We start from the raw sequence: 22,341 nt of genomic DNA on the forward strand, positions 1-22,341 counted from the left end.
AACAAGGACGAGGAAGCGCCCATCTTCCAGGTGGCGGACTACGGCCTCGTCGGCGATCTCTTCACTATCGTGCCAGAACTCACCGAAGAGCTTGGCAAGATCGGGAAATAGGCGATCATTGGACAGGCCCCTTGGGCTTGCATGGCCTTGTGACAGCGTGCAGACAAGGGAAGCTGGCGGGGGCGGGTCATTCCGGCCCTGGCAGCGGCAAGCCGCGATGACGGCTTGAACGGAAGAAGGAGCGACGGCGCCCGCGGGAAACTTGCCCCGACGTGCCGTCGTCATTCAACGGAGAGGCGGCGATGGCGCTGATGCGGCCGAACCGTTCGGACATCGTGATCGTAGAGGCACAAGAGGTGGGCATATGACGGTCGATATTCGCAAGGTAGGCGTCATTGGTGCCGGCCAGATGGGCAGCGGCATCGCGCAGGTCTGCGCCATCGCCGGATACGACGTTGCTCTCAACGACCTCAGCGAAGAGCGCATCAACGCCGGCCTTGCCACGATCAGCGGCGGTCTGCAGCGGCAGGTCAGCAAGGGTCATCTCACGGAACAGGATCGTCAGGAAGCCGAAGGGCGTATCAAGCCCGCCCCCTCTTTCGAGGCACTCGGCGATTGCGATCTGGTGATCGAGGCGGCCACCGAAAACGAGGCGGTGAAGCGCAAGATTTTTGTGGACCTCTGCCCGGCGCTCAGGCCCGATGCCATCATCGGGACGAACACGTCATCGATCTCGGTGACGCGCCTCGCCGCTGCGACAGATCGTCCCGAGCGCTTCATCGGCATCCACTTCATGAACCCCGTGCCGGTGATGCAGCTCGTCGAGATCATCCGCGGCATCGCGACCGAAGATCCGACCTTCAAGGCGACCCAGGCCTTCGTCGCACGGCTCGGCAAGACGGCAACGCTGGCGGAAGATTTTCCGGCCTTCATCGTCAACCGCATCCTGCTGCCGATGATCAATGAAGCGATCTACACCCTCTATGAGGGCGTTGGCTCCGTGGAATCGATCGACACAGCCATGCGCCTCGGCGCCAACCACCCCATGGGGCCGTTGCAGCTCGCCGATTTCATCGGCCTCGACACCTGCCTCGCGATCATGCAGGTGCTGCACGACGGCCTGGCCGATTCCAAATATCGGCCCTGCCCGCTGCTGGTGAAATATGTCGAAGCCGGCTGGCTGGGCCGCAAGACCCGGCGCGGCTTCTATGACTACCGGGGCGAAAAGCCGACCCCGACACGCTGAGGCGCCGCTTTTGGAGTGGAGCAAATCCGCAAAAGACGGACTTGCTCTTGCCGCCGGCACCAGTCCAACTGCACCAGACGCCATGAGCCGCCGGTTCGCCGCGCGGCTTCATTGCGTTTGGCATCTTTCACATTAGCGACACAGCTCTTAAACTAAGGTCCGCAGGCTTGTTTCTCGCAGTTTAGCGATTCGCCTCGGAGGCGGTGCGGTGACGATACACGTCCCCCATCCACTATCGCCGGAAGGCTGTCCGGCCCTTGTTCTCAATGCCGACTATCGGCCTTTGAGCTACTATCCTTTGTCCTTATGGAACTGGCAGGATGCGATCAAGGCGGTCTTTCTCGACCGTGTGAACATCGTGTCGGAATATGAGACAACCGTCCGCAGCCCCACTTTCGAGATCCGGCTGCCGTCGGTGGTCTCGCTCAAGACCTATATCCAGGCCTCGCGGCAACCGGCCTTCACGCGGTTCAACGTGTTTCTGCGCGACCGGTTCACGTGCCAATATTGCCAATCCCGCGACGACCTCACCTTCGATCACGTCATTCCGCGCTCGAAGGGCGGCCAGACCACGTGGGAGAACGTGGTCACGGCCTGCGCCCCCTGCAACCTGCGCAAGGGCGACCTTCTTCCCCAGCAAGCCGCGATGTGGCCGGCGCAGAAGCCCTACCAACCGTCGGTGCATGATCTGCACCACAATGGACGCCACTTCCCGCCCAACTATCTGCATCACAGCTGGATGGACTATCTCTACTGGGATACCGAGCTCGAGCCCTGACAGGCCGTCAGTTGCGGTGAGCGGGCCACGCGCCTTTCCCGTCAAATGGATGTGAGAGAAGGCCGGCCGCGGCCCCCTTCCCGGCAAGGGCGCGAAGCTGCGCCGACCGTTCGGCAGTTGAGGCTGGGATAGCCAGGTCAGGATAGCCTTCTGGGCGCACCCTCTCGCAGCGGCCTGGAACGCGCCGCGTGGCGGCCGACGGTCCCGAGAATGTAGATATTTTTTTTGGAGATGAAGGGAACCCGATCGACGATGGGCCGTTAGGTCAGTGGTGCTCGCATCCCCCCAACGAGCACCCTTCCTCGTCGACGAGCCCCCTCGTCGTGAGGCAAGTTAGCCCGCCCGCCTCCCCCGCGGGCGGGCGTCTTCATGATGGGCAGGCTCTGCAAATGGGCAGGCGTCGCTATTGGGGATGTCCCCTGTCTTTGATGAGACGGCGAGGATGTCGGTGAGCCTGCTTTGCCGGCATTCCTCCCATGCGTCAGGCCGCCTTCCGTATCCCCCCGAATACCCTTAACGTTCAGGGAAAGCTGGCCGCTTCGATGCCGCCCGCATAGCCCCCTTTCACAGATCCGCTCGAGCGACGTAACGTCCCGGCGCCCGGTGTGAGTTTGCGCGATGAGCATGCCATTGCCTCGCAATGATAACGCCCCCTCCCAACGGGGCGAGCGACCTCACGCGGCCAATGACGAAAAGGGCTCGGTGGCTGGGCCTCCTCCCCTGCCCGGTGCCCGGCGTGACCCGGCACAGCCGGTCGTCAAGAACGCCGTCTTCATCATCGGTGCCCTGTCGACCATTGGTCCGATGGCCATCGACATGTATCTGCCAGCCTTCCCGGCCATCGCCAAAGCCTTGGCGACCGAGGTCGGGATGGTCCAGCTCAGCATGGTCAGTTTCTTTGCCGCGCTGGTCATCGGCCAGTTGATCTATGGCCCGGTCTCGGACGCCATCGGCCGCAAGAGACCCATTTATGCCGGCCTGGTCCTGTTCGTGATCGCGTCGATCGGCTGCGCGCTCGCCGAGAGCGTCGAGATGCTGATCGCACTGCGCTTCGTCCAGGGGATAGGCGCCTGCGCGGGCATGGTGCTCGCGCGCGCGATCGTCCGCGACATCCATACCGGGCGCGAGGCGGTCAGGCTGATCTCGCTGACACTGCTCGTCCTGTCGGTGTCGCCCATGCTCGCGCCCCTCGGCGGCAGCCTGCTCACGCAGTTCGTATCCTGGCGCGGCATCTTCCTGGTGATCGCGGCAAGTGGCGCGGTCTGCTTGTGGCTGATGTGGCGCCAGTTGCCGGAGACGCGCCCGCCCGAGCGCCGCACCCGGGGCGGCGTGCGCGCGGCGCTTGGCGCGTACCGCGTCCTGATGCGAGACCGGCGCTTTCTCGGCACGGCCTTCATGTGCGGTTGCGGACAGGGCATCATGGTGTCCTATCTCACCGGCTCATCCTTTGTCTTCATCGAAGTCTTTGGTGTCTCGCCGGTCGGCTACAGCGTCATCTTCGCCGTGAACGCCTGTGCCCTGGTCGGCAGCGCGCAGATGAACGCGACGCTCGTCGGCCGCTTTGGACTGCCGCGTCTCATCCGCGCCGCGACCCTGGCCGTATGCCTCAGCACCGTAACGCTCGCCGCCCTTGTCTTGCCGGGCCAAGCTTCGCTGGTGATGTTCTGGGGCATCACCATGGTGCTGTTCGCTGCGCTTGGCGTCCTCAATCCGATCTCGGCGGTGCTTGCACTCGAGTCGCATGGCGCGCGCGCCGGCGCCGCATCATCCATGCTTGGCGGCATCCAGTTCAGTCTGGCGACGGTTGCCGGCGCGGCGGTTTCCCTGTTCTTCGATGGGAGCGCGCGGCCGCTCGTGATCGCCTTCGTCATCTGCGGTATCGGCGCGGCGGTGCTGGCCCATGTCACGCTGCGGCGTCCGGCTTCCGCACAGGCCTGACGCATTCTGTGCAGCCGCCCTAATAGGGCGGCCGCGGGATGGCCATATGGGCGGCCTTCAGGGCATCCGACCAGCGCTGGCTGAGGTCGGTGAAATACGGCTCGCCCGGCTCGATCCGGTGCGACAGGCCGATCATGTGGGTGTCGCGGCGGATCGTCAGGAGATCGATCGGCAGCCCCACCGCCAAGTTCGAGCGCATGGTCGAATCCATGGAGATCAGCCCGATCTTGAGCGCGTTATAGAGATCGGTCTCGAACGTGATGGCGCGATCGAGGATCGGCTTGCCATATTTGTGCTCACCGATCTGCAGGAACGGCGCGTCCAGACCGCATTCTATGAAATTGCCCGCGGAATAGACCATGTAGAGCGTCATCGGGCCGCCCTTGATCTGGCCGCCGAACAGGAAGGAGGCATCGAACGAGAGCTGTGCCTCGCCGAGAGCCTCGCCGATCTCGTGGCGCACCTGCCGCACGGCATGGCCGACGAGTTGGGCCGCGTGAAACATGGTCGGCGCATCGACAAGCTTTTCACGCAGCTCGCTGCCGGGAACCGAGACGCCCTCGCGCAGCAGGCCGAGCACCGATTGCGAGATCGAGAGATTGCCGGCCGTGGCTATCCCGAGCACACGTTCGCCGGGCACTTCCACCACATGCAGCTTGCGAAAGGTCGAAATATTGTCGAACCCGGCGTTGGTGCGCGTGTCAGCGATGAGAACGAGGCCCTCCTCGACCAGAATACCAGCGCAATAGGTCATCGGGCGCATCTCCTCCGCAAAGGCCGTGTTGTTTTAGGGGCTCGATCAGGCAGTCTTCAAGCCTGAGCCTGCCATTGGGCGGCCTTCTGCACAGTCAGTTTCACGCCCATGCGTTCATCGCCGCCGCCATAGCGGCTGCCACGAACGGGGGCGGCGCCGAGATAGTCGAGGCCGATCGCCACGCGCACATGAGCGTCCGCGGGGCTGATGCCGTTGGTCGGATCGAAGCCGACCCAGCCGAGATCGGGTATCTTCGCCTCCACCCACGCGTGGGCGGCATCCTGCTCGGTCACGCCGTCGTTGCGCATGAAGTGCCCCGAGACGTAGCGGGCGGGAATACCGAGATGGCGCGCCGCCGCGATAAAGATGTGGCTTAGATCCTGGCACACGCCGCGCCTCATGGCGAAAGCCTCGGCGGCCGTTGTTGTGACCTCCGTCGGATGCGGATCGAAGGCGATCTCCCGATGGATAGCGTTGAGGAGCCCGTGCAGCAGCGACAAGCTGTCGGACCCGTTGTCCGCCAACAGCCCGTCGGCGAAATCGCGGATGGCGCTGTCGGCCTCCGTCAGCGGCGTCGTCCTGAGATAGACCGCATCCGGGAAGCGCTCGACCGTGCCGCGCACCACACCCTGGGTGTCGACCGTCTCCACCTCGCCGTTGACGGAAACCGTCACGCCCCCCACCGGGCCGGCGAGCGAAAGCGTATGGGTGATGTTGCCGAGCGAATCCTCCCCGAGCCTCAGCCGCCCGTCGACATCAACCTCGACCCGCCAGCGCATGACGCGCATGCCTTCATGCGAGCGGGGCGTCAGCCGCAGGATCTGGACCACCGCGCGAGCCGGAATGGCATAGGCATAGGTGGTGTCGTGAGCGATGGAGATGCGCATCGGTTTAGCCGATCTTCGTCCACAAGCGGCAAAAGGCGGAAGCAGATTATTCTAGAGTAGGAAGCGCGTGATTGTGAAGGCCGACGGCGAAGGCGGGCGAAGACGCTTGGCAGCCTGCCTGCTCAGACATGCCTGTCTGGGAAGTCTTTGACCGCCCGTGACGGTCTCTAAGACAGATACTGGTCGGCGATGGCTGCCCCGAGCTTGTTGTTGTCGGCCAGGAAGTTCGTGATGAACTCGTGCAGGCCGGACTGGAAGATGTCCTCGATGCGCATGTTGCTGAGTTTCGTCAGCATGGCACCGGACAGGCGCTGGCTCGCCCCACGCCGGCCGTAGCTGTCGGCCATGAGATCCACGTGCCGAACGATGGCGTCGTAGCAATAGATGAGCGAACGCGGCATCTGCCGGTTGAGAATGAGGAGATCCGCGACGAGCCACGGCTTCACGCTCTCGCGATAGACCCAGCGGTAGGAGGTGAGCGCCGACACCTCACGCAGGATCGTCGTCCACTGGAAGTAGTCGAGGCTGCCGCCGACCTGTTCGCTCTCCGGCAGAAGCACATGGTACTTCACATCGAGGATGCGCGCGGTATTGTCCGCGCGCTCCAGCGCCGAGCCAAGACGCAGGAACCAGTAGGCATCGCTGCGCAGCATGGTGCGATAGGCCGAACCGTCGAAGGCAAGGGCCACGCCCTTCACCCAGTCGAGAAAACGGGCAAAATCGTCCGGCGCCATGGATTTGCCGTCGAACTTCTGCAACTCGTGCCAGGCGTCGTTGATCGCCTCCCACATCTCCACCGTCAGCGCCGTACGCACCGCACGTGCGTTGGCGCGGGCCACTGCAAGGCAGGAACGGATGGAAGAGGGATTGTCGACGCTGAAGGCAAGGAACTCCCGCACGGTGAATTCGTTGGCGACGTCGTAACGCATGCGGAAAGCCTGCGCCGCGCCCGCTGTGGCCAGCGCGCTGTCCCACTCCGTGCCGGTCGCCCCGTAGCTCACGGGCAAGGACGTCAGGCGCATGGTCGCATCGAGAATCCGCGCGAGAAAATCGGCGCGCTCGACATAGCGGGCCGTCCAGAACAGGTTGTCGGCGGTGCGGGACAACATGGGCGGAACCTTGTTGCGCTGGGCGCGCAGGACGGGCGCTGCCTTCGGGAGGCCGGCATCACCGGCCGGGTGCCTCAGGGCGGTGATATCGGTGTTATGCATCGAGCACCCATGTGTCCTTGGTTCCGCCGCCCTGGCTGGAATTGACGACCAGCGAGCCTTCCTTCAGCGCGACACGGGTGAGGCCGCCCGGCACGATACGCACCCCGTCCGTCCCGGTCAGCACGAAGGGGCGGAGATCGATGTGGCGCGGCGCCACGCCGGAGGCCACGAAGGTCGGGCAGGTGGAAAGGGCGAGCGTCGGCTGCGCTATGAAATTGTCAGGTGCATGCTTGAGCTTGCGCCGGAAGAGATCGAGCTCCTTGCTGGACGCATGCGGCCCCACCAGCATGCCGTAACCGCCCGAGCCGTTGACCTCCTTGACGACGAGTTCGCCGAGGTGATCGAGCACATAGGACAACGCCTCCTTCTCCCGGCAGCGCCATGTCGGAACATTGCCGAGGATGGGTTCCTCGCCGAGGAAAAAGCGGATGATCTCCGGCATGTAGCTGTAGATCGCCTTGTCGTCGGCGACCCCCGTGCCGACCGCATTCGCCAGCGTCACATTGCCGGCCTCGTAGGCGCTCATCAGTCCCGGCACGCCGAGGATGGAGTCCGGCCGGAAGACAAGCGGGTCGAGGAAATCGTCGTCGATCCGCCGGTAGATCACATCGACGCGCTTCGGCCCGTCGGTCGTGCGCATATAGACGACATCATCGGTGACGAAGAGATCGGAGCCCTCGACGAGTTCCACGCCCAGCTTGTCAGCGAGAAAGGAGTGCTCGTAAAAGGCCGAGTTGAACTGGCCGGGTGTCAGCAGCACGACCGTCGGATCCCGCCCCGCGCTGCTCGGCGCGACAGAGCGCATGGTGGCGAGAAGCGCGTCCGGATAGGTCTCCACCGGCGCCACCCGATGCGCGGTGAAGAGATTGGGGAACAGCCGCATCATCACTTCCCGGTTCTCGAGCATGTAGGAGACGCCGGACGGCGTGCGCACATTGTCCTCGAGAACGTAGAAGGTGCCTTCGTCGACGCGCACGAGGTCGATGCCCGCCATATGGACATAGATGCCGTGCGGCACCGGCCGGCCGACCATCTCCAGCCGATAATAGGGATTGCGGTAGATGAGCTCCGCGGGCACCACGCCCGCCCTGATGCACTCACGTGGGCCGTAGACGTCACGCAGGAAGGCATTGAGCGCATTGACGCGCTGGCGCAGGCCGCGCTCGACGCCCTCCCATTCCGTCTTCATCAGGACGCGCGGGATGATGTCGAAGGGAATGAGCCGTTCGCTCATTTCCGCCTCGCCATAGACGGCGAAGGTTATGCCGATGCGCCGAAAGAACAGCTCGGCCTGGCTGCGGCGCGTCGCGAGGAGATCGGCTGGCGTGTCCTGGAGCCAGGTCCTCAGCCCCTCATAGGCGACGCGAACATTCGCTTCCTCCGTATGCGTGGTGAAACCATGCATCTCGTCGAAGGCCGTCATTGGGATCGCCCTCCGCTTTATGGCAGCCGATTGGCTTGCCCCCACGATAGGGTTTTGCAATGCGCGTGCCAACAGTGGCGGCGTCAGCATTGCCGGAGGGCCTGCGGTTTCGGCTGTTTTTATGCGGACCAAGATCGCCTAAAAATTAGGCAGAAGCGTCCCGGCGATAAATCGCTATGCATATCGGCCGCTCTTGAGCCCGATATGCGAACGGCGGCGGATCATCCCCGCCGCCGCGTCCCGATCGAGCAGTACGCGCCGGTCATCCCGGGACGAGCGTAAGCGCGGGCCCGGGATGACATCGCGTTTCCCCTCGCAATCCCACCGGAAGCGGTGACTGCTGATTCAGCCTGGGCTGAGCCTGCCGTCAGGCATCCATGGCCTCGAGCTCATCGATGAGGCCGGCAATCATCGCAAGGCCGATCTGCCAGAAGGCCGGATCGCGCGCATCGAGCCCGAACGGCGCGAGCAACTCCGTATGGTGCTTGGTCCCGCCCGCCGAGAGCATGGCGAAATAGCGGTCGACGAAGCCATCGGGCGTCTTCTGATAGACGCCGTAAAGCGAGTTCACCAGGCAATCGCCGAAGGCATAGGCATAGACATAGAAGGGTGAGTGGATGAAATGCGGGATATAGGTCCAGAACGTCTCATAGCCTTCGCCGAGGCGGATCGCCGGCCCAAGGCTTTCGCGCTGCACCTCAAGCCACATTTCGCCGAGCCGGTCCGAGGTGAGCTCCCCTTGCCGGCGTTCCGTATGGACCTTGAATTCGAAGCTGTAGAAGGCGATCTGGCGTACGACCGTATTGATCATGTCCTCGACCTTCGCGGCCAGCATCGCCTTGCGCTGGTTCCGCTCCGTGGTCGCGGCGAGAAGCTTCCGGAAGGTCAGCATCTCGCCGAACACGGAGGCGGTTTCCGCCAGCGTCAGGGGCGTAGGCGCCATCAGGGCGCCGTTCGGCGCCGCGAGCACCTGGTGGACGCCATGGCCGAGTTCATGCGCCAGCGTCATCACATCCCGCGGCTTGCCCTGGTAGTTGAGCAGCACATAAGGATGCGCCGAAGGCACGGTCGGATGCGCGAAGGCGCCCGGGGCCTTGCCCGGCCGCACGGGGGCATCGATCCACCGCTCGTCGAAGAACCGTTTTGCGATATCGGCCATGCGCGGCGAGAAATCGCCATAGGCGCCGAGAACCGTGTCACGCGCCTGCGACCAGGGGATGGCCGGCATATCGAGTTTCGGCAGCGGCGCATTGCGATCCCAATGGTTCAGCTGATCCATGCCGAACCAGCGCGCCTTCAAGGCGTAGTAGCGGTGGGACAGGCGCGGATAGGCCTCGCGCACCGCCGTCACCAGCGCCTCCACCACCTCCGGCTCCACCCGATTGGCGAGATGGCGCGAATCGGCGACGCCCGAAAAGCCGCGCCAGCGGTCCGAAATCTCCTTATCCTTGGCAAGGGTGTTGGTGATCAGCGCGAAAGTCCGCACATTCGCCTTGAACACCTCCGCCAGAGCATCCGCGGCCTCTTTGCGCACGGCGCCGTCCGGGTGCTGCAGGCGGTTCAAGGTCGGCTCGAGGGTCAGTTCCTGTCCATCGACCTTGAAGCGCAGGGACGACATGGTCTCGTCGAACAGCCGGTTCCAGGCGCCCCGCCCGGTCACGGACTTTTCGTGGAACAACTGCTCCAGCTTGTCGTCGAGCTGGTAGGGCTTGTCCTTGGCGATGTCCTCGATCCACGGGCGCCAGTGGGCGAGCGGCCCATCGGCCATGGCCTCGGCCAGCACGGCCTCGTCGATGCGGTTCAACTCCAGCGTGAAGAACAGAAGGTTCGAACTTGCGGTCGTGATGCGGTCCTGCGCATCGCCATAGAACTTCGCCCGGACGGGATCCGTCGTATCCCCGGCATAGATGAGCGAGGCATAGGACATGATGCGCCCCAAGAGATCCTCAAGCGCCTCATAGGCCTTGAGCGGCACCGCCAATGCGTCGCTCGCGTCCGCGCCGCGCGCCAGGGCATCGAGCCTGCCGCGATAGGTATCGGCAAAAATCTTGCTCTCCGCTTCCGCTTTTGCGAGATCCGCGGCGAACTCCTGCGACTCCATACCCGGGTAGAGTTGCGACAGATCCCATTCCGGCAGGTGATCGGCCTCACTGGCGGCGGTTGCACCCGCGGCATTCGCTGTCGACATCGTCTCTCTTTCCTAGAGCCTGTTAAGGATCCGGCCACCGGGGGCGCAACCGTGCACGACCGGGTGCCACAACACATCTCAATATTTGGGCGGTACGTGCCTTTTGATCAATGCCCGCAAAGCTGCGATTGATAAGCCAAGGCTTTCGCACGCGTCATTAACAAGAGCTTTACATTTGGTGTGGAGCATTGGCCCGAAACGATACAGCGTGATTCGACAGCAATGTCGGCCCGGGGAGAAATGCTTGCGTGCGCGGGCTCGCGCTTCAGACCCTAGAGCAAGTCCGTCTGTTGCGGATTGGCTCCGTTCGACGATTGACGAGCGAATTCATAGACTTAGATGGTATCGGACGATTCCATCCAAGCCGGATTTGCTCTCGATCGCTGCCCCGCCGCGGGGAACGCATCGCCATGACGGCATCATGCGTTCTCCGGACCGTTCCTCGAACCAGCCACGGCCTGCATGACGAGCATCCTCATCGTCGATGACGACCCCGTACAGCGTCGCCTTCTCGAAGCGATGGTCCGCCGTTTCGGCTATGAAGCGGCGATCGCCGAAACGGGGCAAGCGGCGCTTGATCGCCTCAGCGAGCAGACATCGTCTCCCTTCGATCTCGTCGTGCTCGACCTCGTGATGCCGGACCTCGATGGCATGGGCGTCCTCGGCGCGATGCGCGAACGCGGCATCGATGTGCCGGTGATCGTGCAGACGGCCCATGGTTCCATCGAAACGGTGGTTTCCGCCATGCGCGCGGGCGCCGCCGACTTCGTCGTGAAGCCGGTCGGCGCCGAGCGCCTTCAGGTCTCCATCAAGAACGCCCTGCGTACCGGCGCCCTCGAAAGCGAGATCCGGCGCATGTCGCGGCGTGCAACCGGATCCCTGTCGATCAAGGACATCGCCACCCGCAGCGTCGACATGGGGCGTGCGCTCCGGCTCGCGGAGCGCGCGGCGCGTTCGATGATCCCGGTGCTGATCGAAGGGGAATCGGGCGTCGGCAAGGAAGTCATGGCGCGCGCCATCCAGGGGTCTGGCGAACGCCGCGGCAAGCCCTTCGTGACGGTGAACTGCGGCGCCATTCCCGAAAATCTCGTCGAATCCATCCTGTTCGGTCATGAGAAGGGGGCCTTCACCGGTGCGACCGACAAGCATGTCGGCAAATTCGTCGAAGCGAGCGGCGGCACGCTCTTCCTCGACGAAATCGGCGAACTGCCCCTCGACGCCCAGGTGAAACTGCTGCGCGCCATCCAGGAAGGCGAGGTCGACCCCGTGGGTGGACGCAAGTCCATCAAGGTCGACATCCGCCTCATTTCAGCGACCAACAAAAGTCTGCTCGATCTGGTCAAGCGCGGGCAGTTCCGCGAAGACCTCTACTACCGCCTCAACGTCTTTCCCATGACGTTACCCCCGCTCCGGGCACGGCGCGAAGATATCCCGGTCCTCGCCACGACATTCCTCGCGCGCTTCGCGGCGGAGGAAGGCAAGCGCGTGCGCGGCATCGCCCCTGACGCCCTCGACATGCTCGCCCGCTACACCTGGCCCGGCAATGTGCGCCAGCTTGAGAACGTCCTGTTCCGCGCCGTCGTTCTGGCCGACGGCGATGAGCTGACGATGGCGGAATTTCCCCAGATCGCCGCCCAGATGGAAGGCTTCGAGGTGCGTGTGCCGCCGGCCCCACCGGCGGAGGCGGTGCCTGCTGCGCCCCCGCAGAGAGAGGTCGTACGCGTCGAGGTGCGCGACCCGAGCGCGATCAGCCTGCTCGACGTGCAGGGCGAACTCCGACCGCTTGAGGAGGTGGAGGCCGAAGCCATTCGCTTCGCGCTCCGCCACTACCGGGGCCACATGTCCGAAGTGTCGCGCAAGCTCGGCATCGGTCGCTCGACCCTTTACCGAAAACTCAAGGATATGGGGCTATTGGACAATGTCGAAGGCGGGGAGCCAGCCACGGATCCCGGGTAGAGCATTTTCGAGCGAAGTGGACACCGGTTCGCGTGAAGAAAATGCGTAGAATCAAAGAGCTAGAGCATTTCCGGTGAACCGGAGTTTACCGGAAATGCTCTAGCACCTCGCTTTGCTGATGGCCGCCTCGGGGCTGTGGCCCTTTGGACACGAACAGTAACAGTTTGCATCAAGCCAAGAGCAGGTCCGTCTGTCGCGGACGGGCTCGCGTCAAAGATAGACGAGCGAATTCAGAGCCTTGCATAGCGTCGAACGAGTCCGTTCGTGCAGGATTTGCTCTCATCCACCGGTTCCCGGCGGGTTGCCACGTCCTCTGGATACCGCCATGAAACCTTTCTCAGTCACGCTGATCGCGATGATCATGCTGATAGGGATATTGCGATGCGGATCGTTTGCACCGGGGCTTTGATACTCAGTCTCGGCGGCCTCAGTCTTGGTGTCCCCGGCCTTGGTGTCCCCGGCCTTGGTATATCCTTGGCCGCGACGGCTTTCGCCCAGGAGATGGCGCCGGATCCAGGCGCGGACGGGGCGACAGCGGACGGGGCAGCAGCGGACGGGGCAACAGCGGATGGGGCAACACTTGCCCCGCCTGCGGCGTCCGCCGTCATCGCGCTCACGCCGTCCAGCCATCCGTCGGTCGCAACCCTCCATGAAGGGCCCGCCCGACCCTCCGCTGCGGTCGATCGACCAGTGGAGCCGGACGAAACCACCGCAACCGAGGTGCTACTCCCGGCAGAGCCGGAGGTGATGCCCGCGGACAGCGCCCCGACGCCGCACACCGACGGTCTGACGACCGGCTCTCTGGCTGCGCCCGCGGACATGCCCGTCGCGGCCTTTCCTGAGATCACCGTTCCGGATGTGGTTGTCTCCATACCCGCCGAGACGAAAAGCCCGATCGCGACCTATCTCGAGGGACATCCGGTCCCCGGCCCGGCAAGGCTCGCCAAGGCGGAACGCGAAGCCATCGGCGCCTATTATGCCGAGCGTGCCTTCATGCCGCTTTGGCTGAACGGCGACCAGTGGACGGCCGGCGCCCGCGCGTTGATCGCGACGCTTGAGAAAGCCGGCGAGGACGGGCTGGACGCGGCCGACTATCCAATCCCGATCATCTCCGTGCTGCCGAAGGCCGATCGCGCGGAGGCGCTCGCGGAAGCGGATCTGAAGCTTTCAGCACTCGCCGTGACCTATGCGCGGGATGCGCGCGGCGGACGCCTCAACCCGCGCCGCATTTCGGCCCTGATGACGCCGACGCTCGACCTGCCCACCGCCGATGACGTGTTGCGGCGCCTGGCGGATTCAGCCGACACGGGCAAGGCGCTTGCCGGCTACAATCCGCCACAGCCGGGCTATCAGGCCCTCAAGGCCAAGCTCGCGGACATCCGCGCGGCGCATCCAACGACGCCGATGGTCCGGGTGCCCCAAGGCCCGGCGCTGAAGGTCGGCATGCGCGACCCGCGCGTGCCGCTGGTGCGCGCCCGTTTCCGCCTGGAGAACAACGACGCCACGACCTACGACGAGCGGGTCGCTGCGGCCGTCGCCACCTTCCAGAAGGAAAACGGCCTGCCCGCCGACGGCATCTTGAACCGCCAGACGGTCGCGGCGATGTCGCCGCCGTCCACGCAGCGGCTCGACGAAACCGACATCCTCGTCAATATGGAGCGCTGGCGCTGGCTTCCGGCCGCCTTCTCCAACCGCTACCTCATCGTGAACATCCCAGCCTACAGCATGGATCTCGTCAACGATGGCGAAGTGGAACTCACGACGCGGGTGATCGTCGGCAAGCCGGAATCGCCGACGCCCGTCTTCTCCCACGTGATGCAGCACGTCATCGTCAATCCCTATTGGAACGTGCCGCCCTCGATCCTGCGCAAGGAATTCCTGCCGGCGCTCGCCAAGGATCCGGACTATGCCGCCCGGCGCGGATATGAGGTGATCCGGCGCGGCAAGTCCATTTCGGTCCGGCAGCCGCCAGGCGAGCGAAACGCGCTTGGCTATATCAAGTTCATGTTCCCCAACGATCATGCGGTCTATCTGCACGACACGCCGAACCGCAGCCTGTTCAACACCGAACGGCGTGCCTACAGCCACGGTTGCGTGCGCGTGGAGCAGCCTTTCCGGCTCGCCGAGTTCGTCTTGGGCAAGGACTGGCCGGAGCAGCGCATGCGCAAGCTCATCGGCAAGGGCGAGCGCCTGATCAAGCTGCAGGAACCCCTGCCGATCCATCTCGTCTATTTCACGCTCTCTGTGGACAAAACCGGCGCGGCGACCACGCGCAACGACATCTACGGCTTTGATCGCCGCATGAAGGAGGCCCTCGGTCTCGCCGGATAGAGCACGTCCGACTGGGATGGAAGCGTGTGACCGGGCCGGGGATAGCTTGAGCGTGCCGCCACCCCGGCCGCGGCCTCACCTGCCGAACCTCGATCCCTCAGACCCGCACGAAGCTCTCGGCCCGGGCCATGTCCCAATTGTCCTGATAGAAGGCCGCCGCCGCCCGCTTCTCGAGCAAATCGTTCGGCTCCGCGAAGTAATGCATGCGGTCGAACTGCCTGAGCTCGGTGGAACTGATGCGGTGCACGAGATGGTGCGGCCGCAAGTCATCCGGATGGCGAAGGCCAGCGGCACCGAGCATGTCGGCCAGCGCTTCGACTGTCCGCTCATGATAGCGCCACACGCGCTCGGCCTTGTCCGGCACGACGAGCGCCCGGCTGCGCTTGAGATCCTGGGTTGCGACCCCGGCCGGACAGCGGTTGGTGTGGCAGCTGAGCGACTGGATGCAGCCCAGGGCGAACATGAACCCACGGGCTGAATTGACCCAGTCGGCGCCAATAGCCAGGACCGCAGCGACGTCGAATGCGCTGATGAGCTTTCCCGCGGCGCCAATCCGGATCTTGTGGCGCAGACCGGCGCCGACCAGCGTGTTGTGAACGAAAAGCAGGCCTTCGCGCATGGGTACGCCGATATGGTCGCTGAATTCGACCGGCGCGGCGCCGGTGCCCCCTTCTCCCCCGTCGATGACGATGAAGTCGGGCACGATCCCCGTGGCGAGCATCGCCTTGACGATCGCCATGAATTCCCAGGGCAAGCCGATGCACAGCTTGAAACCGACCGGCTTGCCGCCAGAGAGCTCCCTGAGCTGTTGGAGAAACGCCATCATTTCCAAAGGCGTGTTGAAGGCCGAATGACGCGCCGGTGAAATGCAATCCACGCCGACCGGCACACCGCGCGTCATCGCGATTTCCGGGGTGACCTTGGCGCCCGGCAGGACACCGCCATGCCCGGGCTTGGCGCCCTGGCTGAGTTTCAGCTCGATCATCTTGACCTGCGGCGCGACCGCTTGTGACGCGAAGCGCGCCGGATCGAACCGGCCCTCGCTGTCTCGGCAGCCGAAATAGCCGCTGGCGACCTGCCAAACCACATCACCGCCGTTCTCGCGATGATAGGGACTGATGCTGCCCTCCCCCGTGTCGTGGTAGAAGCCGCCAAGTCTCGCCCCCTTGTTGAGCGCGCGAATGGCGTTGGCCGACAGGGCCCCGAAGCTCATCGCCGAGATGTTGAAGATGCTTGCCGAATAGGGCTGGCTGCACTGGTCGTTGCCGATGATGATGCGAAACCCCTTGGGATCCGGCGTTTCAATCGGCATCAGCGATTGCTGGATGAATTCGTAGTCATCGGCATAGACGTCCATCATCGTGCCGAAAGGATGTTCCGACGGCGCCTCCTTTGCCCGGCGGTAGACGAGGGACCGTTGCGCACGCGAGAACGGCGTCGCCTCCGTCTCGCTTTCCATGAGATACTGGCGGAACTCCGGCCGGATCATCTCCACCAGCCAACGGACATGGCCGATCACCGGGTAATTGCGAAGCACCGAATGCCGCGTCTGGAGAAGGTCCCAAATCCCGAGCAGCGAGAGCACACACAGCACCAGCAGGAGAACTCCGCCCCAGAAGCTCTCTGGCATCAGCCAGAGCGTCACCAGGAAACCCGTTACGCAGAGAGCAAATGCCGTGTATCGCCCGAAGCGGATTTTCATCGTGTCCCTACCATTTTGCGATCCGCCCGATTGGGATCTCGGACCAGGAAAGCCTGCCCCGCGATTCGTGCGTGCCCTGCGTTTCGTGCGAGCCCTGCGATTCGTGCGTGCCCTGCGATTCGTGGAAGAGGGATTCGCAAGCTGGCTGATAAAGCCGATGCGCGTTCAAAGCGCGAGGGCCAATCAACATCTCCACATTTATTGCCTGGCGAAGTGGCGTCTTGCCCAAACGGCGGGCTGCAGTTAACCTACCATTAAGTCTTCTCGGCAAGAGTTTCCGCCTATTGTCCAGCCGCCACAGTTTCATATCTGCGTCCTCCGTGGCGCGGAGGCTGTGGTCTCGCAACAGACGAGTTCACTTTTGCGACCTGTACACGCAGAGCAGGCTCCCGCGTGGCGCCGACTGTCCCGTCTTATCTGCGGCCTGGTCGTCGCGGGCAGCGCTCTGATTGCCGGCACCTCCGGCCTGCAGAATGCCGTCGCAAACGGTGATACCCGCACAATCTCCCTGGTTCATACGCATTCCGGCGAATCGTTGACCGTCACGTTCCGCCGCAACGGCTCCTATGACCGTGACGCGTTGCGGCAGCTCAACCACCTGCTGCGCGACTGGCGCAACCAGGATACGACGACCATGGATCCGAAGCTTTTCGACATCCTCTGGTCGGTCCATCGCGAAGTCGGCTCGAACAGCGCGATCCAGATCTTCTCCGCCTACCGGTCGCCCGATACCAACGCCATGCTGCGCCGCCGCTCGAACGCCGTCGCCAAGAACAGCCAGCACATGGAAGGCAGGGCGATCGACTTCAATCTGCCGGACGTGAGCATGGCCAAGGTCCGCGCAATCGGCATGCGCCTGCAGCGCGGCGGTGTCGGCTATTATCCGAATACGCCTTTCGTGCATCTCGACACCGGCAGCGTGCGCTCCTGGCCGCGCATGCCGCGCACGCAGCTCGCCCAGATCTTCCCCGACGGCCGCACGGTCCATATTCCCGCCGACGGCAAGCCCATGGAAGGCTACGAGCTTGCCATGGCCGACATCGCGGCACGCGGTGACCGCGTCAATGGCGCGGTGGCCTATGCCGATGCGAGCGCTTCGACCGGTCGCCGTCGCAGCCTGTGGGCCGCCCTGTTCGGCGGCGACGAGGAGGACGACGAGGAGGTTGTAGCGCCGGCGCGGGGCACGCGCCGTACCGTCCTGGCCTCACGCCAGCCGGCCGCCCAACCCGCCGCCCAGCAGCAAGTGGCCTACGCCAGCAGCGACAACGCGAGCACGACGAGCTTCTTCCTGCAATCGGCCAATCGGCCGCAAGCAACAGCGGCAGCTCCGCGACCGCAGCCGGCGCCTGTGCAACCGCCTCAGCCGGCTCCCGTCCAACCTGCTCCGGTTCAGGTCGCGGTGGCAGCCCCCCCACCACAGCGCGTGACCCAGCCCGCGATGCTGCAGCAGCCGTTGGAGATCAACGCCCTTTCCAATCCGCGCGCTGCCGCGCCTGTCGTTCCGGCCCAGCTTCCCGTCGCACGGCCTGACGACCTGACGCCACCTGCGGCGAACCAGGCCGTCGCATCGCTGGCCCCGCCGCCCACGCCCTCCTTCGCGAATGTTCCTCTGCCGCCGCAACGGCCGAGCGAGACCGCCGCGGTCCAAACGGCCGCGCTGGCAACGCCGCCTGCTCCCACCGCGGCAGCCCCAACGCTGGTGGACTTGCCGCTCCCGCCCGCGCGTCCCGCAGTGACCGCCATGGCCGAGGTAACTCCGGCAGCGCAGCCCAAGCCTTCAGGAGCGCAGCTCGCCCTTGCGGCTGCCGTCTCCGACGCGACCGCCGAGACCAGATCTCCGGCAGGCACCCCTCCGGCAAGCCCCTCTCCGGCAGGCACCCCTCCGGCAGGCCCAATGGTGATGTCCTTCGCGCCGATCACGCATCCAGCACCACCCGCGCGCCCTGCCTCGCCTCAGGCGGCACGCATCGCGCAGGCCGAACGGGAGACATCCAGCGACGAGGTGACCAGCTCTGCGAGCCCGGCGCGCCAGCCGGCCGAGCCTGCCAATCCCCTGCAGCCGTTGTTCCGGGCAGAAATCACACAGGCGCGCCCGGCGAACAAAGCGAAGGTTGTCGTCGCGCAGCCGCGGCTTGTCGCGGTCGCCGACAGGCCCGTCGCGCAGAAGCCCGTGCAGGTCGTGGCCAATTCCTTCGCGCAGAAATCGCGCGACGATCTCAGCGTCACGCGCTTCAGCGGACCGGCGGTCAAGCCGCTTGATACGGTCCAGTTCTCGGCGCGCTGAGGATCCCTGTTCGGAACCGCGGTCATCGCCGGCGGGCCACGATGGCCGCCGCCGATGATCCACAAGGGCCGATAATCCACGAGGGCCGATAATCCACGAGGACCAATGACCCATAAGGGCCAAAGCAAAGCGGACTTTGCCCAAGGGGCGGTCCGCCGTCCCGTGAGGGGCTGGCCTTACGCCTGCATGCCCAGCGCCTGCATATAGAGCTCAAGAATGGCGTCTTCCTCGGCGCGCTCCTCCGGCGGCTTCTTGCGTAGCATCACGAGCTTGCGCACGGCCTTGGCGTCGAAACCCCGCCCCTTCAGCTCACCATAGACTTCCTTGATGTCGCCCGCGATCGCCGCCTTTTCCTCCTCAAGTCGTTCGATCCGCTCGATGAACTGCTTCAGTTCCTCGGCGGCAACGCCCGAGTCCGCAACATCTGTCACCATGTTCGTGTCACCATATCCTTGATCAATGCGAATGGGCCGGGGCTCACCGCGCGCCACGCGCCCCCTTGGCTGAACGCTTACCCGGTTTACCGGCCATTCGACAACACAAGAACCATGGGCGAAAAATGGTTGATGATTTCCCCACCGTGCGATGGGGATGCGGCTGTCAGGCCAGTCGCAGGGGCGGCTCGCGCGAGACGGCGCGGCTCGGATGATGCACCACGCCCGTCGCCGATAGGGCAGGAATGAGCGGAGCGATCACCTCCGCGAGCCGGTCGCCCCATGCCGCAGCGCCGGTCGCATCCGCAATCAGATCCTGCCGCACCTCAATGAGCGCATTGGCAAGGCCACGGGCCGTCGCATGCCGGGCGATGACGTCCCCGGCGAGAGCGCCGTCATAGGGCTCGTTGTCGCCGACGGTAAGACCCCCGCCGGCCCGCAAGGCCTCAATCAGCGGCACGGGCAGCCGCGGATCGGCATCCCACAGCACGGCAACCTCCCAGGGGCGCGGACGGCCGCGCCAGACGGGTGTGAAGCTGTGGATGGACACGATCACCGGCGCGATGCCCTCAGCGAGCGAGGCTTCGATCGCTGCCGTGATGGCGGCGTCATAAGGGCGATAGAAACGCGCGATACGCCGCGCAATCTCATCCTCATCGACGCGGGCGTTGCCCGGCACGATAGCGCCATCGGACAGACGCATCACCAGCGTCGGATCGTCGAGCCCGCGGTTGGGATCGATCAGGAGGCGCGAGAAATCCGTGAGGAGCGCCGGTGCATCGAGACGCGCGGCCAGCCTGCGCGCCACCATCGCCGCGCCGATATCGTAGCCGATATGGCGCGCGAGTTCGGCCGGCGGCATGCCGAGGCTGCCGTATTCCGGGGGGATCGTATTGGCGGCGTGATCGCACAGGACGAGGACGCCGCTGGCGATAGCGCCGGCGATGCGTTCGATGGGATGTTCGACGGCGGAACGGAGAGCTTGCAATGACGGTGCGTTCACGATCGATGTCACAGGACGTTGGCTTGAGGCATGGCCGACACAGTGCCACAGGCGCGCGGCGCCATCGAGTGCCATAACGCCGCCGGGATGCTGTACTAACTAATGCTCCGGTTCATTCCAGGCCGCTTCAACACAAGTCCGAAACGATGCTGCACCTGCGTTGACAGGACCGGGCGAAAGCAGCCACATGGGTCTGTATCAGAAAGTCGCTGCTTCGCCATGACACGTCCCTATCTGTCCATTGTTCGCGGCCTCCTGGTGCCGTTCTTCCTCGGCATCGCCACACTCGCACTGGCAAGCCCCGCAAAGGCGGATCTGCGCCTGTGCAACATGACCTCGAGCCGCGTCGGCGTCGCCCTCGGCTATCGTGACGGCCAAGGCTGGGTGAGCGAAGGATGGTGGAACCTCGGCGTGCGGAGTTGCCAGACGCTCCTGCGCGGGCCGCTGGCGGCGCGCTTCTACTACGTCTACGCCGTCGACTATGACAGGGGCGGTGAATGGACCGGCCAGTCGTTCCTGTGCACCCGTGAACGGGAGTTCAGCGTGCGTGGCACCGAAGATTGCCTCGCGCGCGGCTTCGATCGCAATGGCTTCTTCGAAGTCGACACCGGCCAGCAGAAGAGCTGGACGGTCCAACTCACAGACGCGAACCGACCTGGGAGCAGACCACAATGAGACGCATACGCCGCGTTAAGATCCTCGCGACTCTCGGGCCTGCGTCCAACGATCCGGCCATGATCGCCCGGCTGTTCGAGGCCGGCGCCGACATCTTCCGCATCAATATGAGCCATACCGCCCGCGAGGACCTGCCGAAGCGTGTCGCCGATATCCGCTCCGTGGAGGAAAAATTCGGCCGGCCGGTCGGCGTCCTCGTCGACCTGCAGGGGCCGAAGCTGCGCGTCGGTACCTTTGAGAACGGCTCGGAGCTTCTGAAGCACGGCGCGACCTTCGTGCTCGACAGCCATGATAAGCCCGGAAACGCCAAGCGCGTCCACCTGCCCCATCCCGAGATCCTGGCCGCGCTGGAGCCGGGCCATACGCTCCTGATCGACGACGGCAAGATCAAGCTGGTCGTCGAGAGCGTGTCCAAGGGCAAGGCGACCACGCGCGTCGTCGTTGCCGGCAAGATCTCGAACCGCAAGGGTGTCAGCCTGCCGGACACGACGATCCCCGTGTCGGCGATGACGCCGAAGGACCAGTCGGATCTGGAAGCGGCCGTCAATGTCGGCGTCGACTGGATCGCCCTGTCCTTCGTGCAGCGCCCGGAGGATATCGCCGAGGTGCGCAAGGTCACCCGCGGCCGCGCCCTCGTGATGGCCAAGATAGAGAAGCCGCAGGCCGTCGCCCGGCTCGCCGAGATCATCGAAGCCTCCGACGGTCTCATGGTTGCCCGCGGCGATCTTGGCGTCGAGATGCCGCTGGAAAAAGTGCCGGGCATCCAGAAGCTCATCACCCGCTCCGCGCGCGCCCAGGGCAAACCGGTCGTCATCGCCACCCAGATGCTGGAATCGATGATCACGACGCCGGTGCCGACCCGCGCCGAGGTCTCCGACGTGGCGACCGCCGTGTTCGAGGGGGCCGATGCGGTGATGCTCTCGGCCGAAAGCGCCTCCGGTGACTATCCGGTCGAGGCCGTCGCGACGATGAACCGTATCGCGGAAGAGGTGGAGTCCGACCCGAACTATAACACCATCATTCACAATCAGCGCACGGAGCCGGAGGCGACCGCCGCCGACGCCATCGCCAACGCGACCCGCAGCATCGCCGAAACGCTCGGCCTGAAGGCGATCATCGCCTGGACGTCGTCCGGCGCGACGGGTCTGCGCATCTCCCGCGAACGCCCGGCGACCAGCGTGCTCGCGCTGACGCCGAATATCGGCACGGCCCGCCGCCTCGCCGTCGCCTGGGGGGTCCATGCCCTGGTCACCGAGGATGCGCGCAACCTCGACGATATGACCGACCGGGCCTGCCGGCTGGCCCGTGAGGAAGGTTTCGCGGAGAATGGCCAGCGCGTCATCGTGACGGCCGGCATTCCTTTCGGCCGCCCGGGGGCGACCAACACGCTCCGCATCGCCTTCATCGGCCCGGAAGGCAGCGCCTGACGGCCTAGATGTCGTTTCCAAGAAGGTTGTTCAGCCTCTGGAATGGCGGGATGCCGTTGAGGGCCGAGTGGGGTCGTCGGGTGTTGTAGGCGTCGATCCAGGAG

Annotated in this window: 17 protein-coding genes and 1 pseudogene; 9 read left to right on the top strand and 9 right to left on the bottom strand. The window is 64.7% G+C overall.

The window, feature by feature from the left end; all coding sequences use genetic code 11:
• From C7450_RS32675 to C7450_RS32690, 4 genes and pseudogenes are all read left to right on the top strand, one after another.
• Positions 1–111: pseudogene (locus C7450_RS32675) on the top strand (electron transfer flavoprotein subunit alpha/FixB family protein); the annotation flags it as partial.
• A 253-nt stretch (positions 112–364) separates the two neighbouring features.
• Complete coding sequence (locus C7450_RS32680; RefSeq protein ID WP_110378600.1) at positions 365–1,246, top strand: 3-hydroxybutyryl-CoA dehydrogenase; 882 nt, start codon at positions 365–367, stop codon at positions 1,244–1,246.
• A gap of 208 nt (positions 1,247–1,454) precedes the next feature.
• Positions 1,455–2,024, top strand: a complete 570-nt coding sequence (locus C7450_RS32685; protein ID WP_210206606.1) for an HNH endonuclease — start codon at positions 1,455–1,457, stop codon at positions 2,022–2,024.
• A 702-nt stretch (positions 2,025–2,726) separates the two neighbouring features.
• A complete protein-coding gene (locus tag C7450_RS32690) occupies positions 2,727–3,962 on the top strand; it encodes a multidrug effflux MFS transporter (RefSeq protein ID WP_170147565.1) in 1,236 nt (411 codons plus the stop codon).
• Between the two features lie 19 nt (positions 3,963–3,981).
• Here the strand turns inward: C7450_RS32690 and C7450_RS32695 are convergent, their stop codons facing one another.
• The 5 genes from C7450_RS32695 to C7450_RS32715 form a co-directional block, all read right to left on the bottom strand.
• Positions 3,982–4,716 carry a proteasome-type protease gene (locus C7450_RS32695; protein ID WP_110378602.1) on the bottom strand — a complete coding sequence of 245 codons (735 nt, stop codon included), beginning with the start codon at positions 4,714–4,716 and terminating at the stop codon, positions 3,982–3,984.
• 56 nt (positions 4,717–4,772) lie between these two features.
• Positions 4,773–5,603, bottom strand: a complete 831-nt coding sequence (locus C7450_RS32700; RefSeq protein WP_110378603.1) for a transglutaminase family protein — start codon at positions 5,601–5,603, stop codon at positions 4,773–4,775.
• Positions 5,604–5,770: 167 nt separating this feature from the next.
• Entirely contained in the window at positions 5,771–6,712 is a 942-nt protein-coding gene (locus tag C7450_RS32705; RefSeq protein WP_110378612.1) for an alpha-E domain-containing protein, read from the bottom strand.
• Between the two features lie 94 nt (positions 6,713–6,806).
• Positions 6,807–8,243, bottom strand: a complete 1,437-nt coding sequence (locus C7450_RS32710) for a circularly permuted type 2 ATP-grasp protein (protein ID WP_110378613.1) — start codon at positions 8,241–8,243, stop codon at positions 6,807–6,809.
• A 361-nt stretch (positions 8,244–8,604) separates the two neighbouring features.
• Entirely contained in the window at positions 8,605–10,425 is a 1,821-nt protein-coding gene (locus C7450_RS32715; RefSeq protein WP_110378604.1) for a M3 family oligoendopeptidase, read from the bottom strand.
• Positions 10,426–10,887: 462 nt separating this feature from the next.
• On the opposite strand from C7450_RS32715, the gene C7450_RS32720 reads away from it, so the two are divergent.
• Positions 10,888–12,381 carry a sigma-54-dependent transcriptional regulator gene (locus C7450_RS32720; RefSeq protein WP_110378605.1) on the top strand — a complete coding sequence of 498 codons (1,494 nt, stop codon included), beginning with the start codon at positions 10,888–10,890 and terminating at the stop codon, positions 12,379–12,381.
• A gap of 381 nt (positions 12,382–12,762) precedes the next feature.
• Positions 12,763–14,712, top strand: coding sequence for a L,D-transpeptidase family protein (locus C7450_RS32725; RefSeq protein ID WP_245450303.1), 1,950 nt, complete (start codon positions 12,763–12,765; stop codon positions 14,710–14,712).
• Between the two features lie 97 nt (positions 14,713–14,809).
• Here C7450_RS32725 and C7450_RS32730 read toward each other — a convergent pair whose 3' ends face one another.
• Positions 14,810–16,414: an FMN-binding glutamate synthase family protein gene (locus C7450_RS32730; protein WP_110378606.1), complete on the bottom strand. Its 1,605-nt coding sequence runs from the start codon at positions 16,412–16,414 to the stop codon at positions 14,810–14,812.
• Between the two features lie 361 nt (positions 16,415–16,775).
• Between C7450_RS32730 and mepK the strand changes: the two genes are divergently transcribed.
• Positions 16,776–18,698, top strand: coding sequence for a peptidoglycan L,D-endopeptidase MepK (gene mepK / locus C7450_RS32735; protein WP_245450304.1), 1,923 nt, complete (start codon positions 16,776–16,778; stop codon positions 18,696–18,698).
• A 176-nt stretch (positions 18,699–18,874) separates the two neighbouring features.
• Here the strand turns inward: mepK and C7450_RS32740 are convergent, their stop codons facing one another.
• Both C7450_RS32740 and C7450_RS32745 read right to left on the bottom strand, forming a co-directional pair.
• Complete coding sequence (locus C7450_RS32740; RefSeq protein WP_110378607.1) at positions 18,875–19,132, bottom strand: DUF2312 domain-containing protein; 258 nt, start codon at positions 19,130–19,132, stop codon at positions 18,875–18,877.
• Positions 19,133–19,298: 166 nt separating this feature from the next.
• Complete coding sequence (locus tag C7450_RS32745) at positions 19,299–20,135, bottom strand: N-formylglutamate amidohydrolase (protein ID WP_425351279.1); 837 nt, start codon at positions 20,133–20,135, stop codon at positions 19,299–19,301.
• 219 nt (positions 20,136–20,354) lie between these two features.
• Here C7450_RS32745 and C7450_RS32750 point away from each other — a divergent pair, with 219 nt between their 5' ends.
• On the top strand, positions 20,355–20,810 hold the full coding sequence (locus tag C7450_RS32750; protein WP_110378609.1) for a DUF1036 domain-containing protein: 456 nt from the start codon (positions 20,355–20,357) through the stop codon (positions 20,808–20,810).
• Positions 20,807–22,237, top strand: a complete 1,431-nt coding sequence (pyk, locus tag C7450_RS32755) for a pyruvate kinase (protein WP_110378610.1) — start codon at positions 20,807–20,809, stop codon at positions 22,235–22,237. Before C7450_RS32750 ends, pyk begins: the two co-directional genes overlap by 4 nt.
• A 4-nt stretch (positions 22,238–22,241) precedes the next feature.
• Here the strand turns inward: pyk and C7450_RS35275 are convergent.
• Positions 22,242–22,341, bottom strand: a 100-nt coding sequence (locus C7450_RS35275) for an integrase core domain-containing protein (RefSeq protein WP_146227229.1), incomplete at its 5' end; no start/stop codon positions are given.

Origin of the sequence: Chelatococcus asaccharovorans, assembly GCF_003201475.1 — a bacterium.
Classification (GTDB): domain Bacteria; phylum Pseudomonadota; class Alphaproteobacteria; order Rhizobiales; family Beijerinckiaceae; genus Chelatococcus; species Chelatococcus asaccharovorans.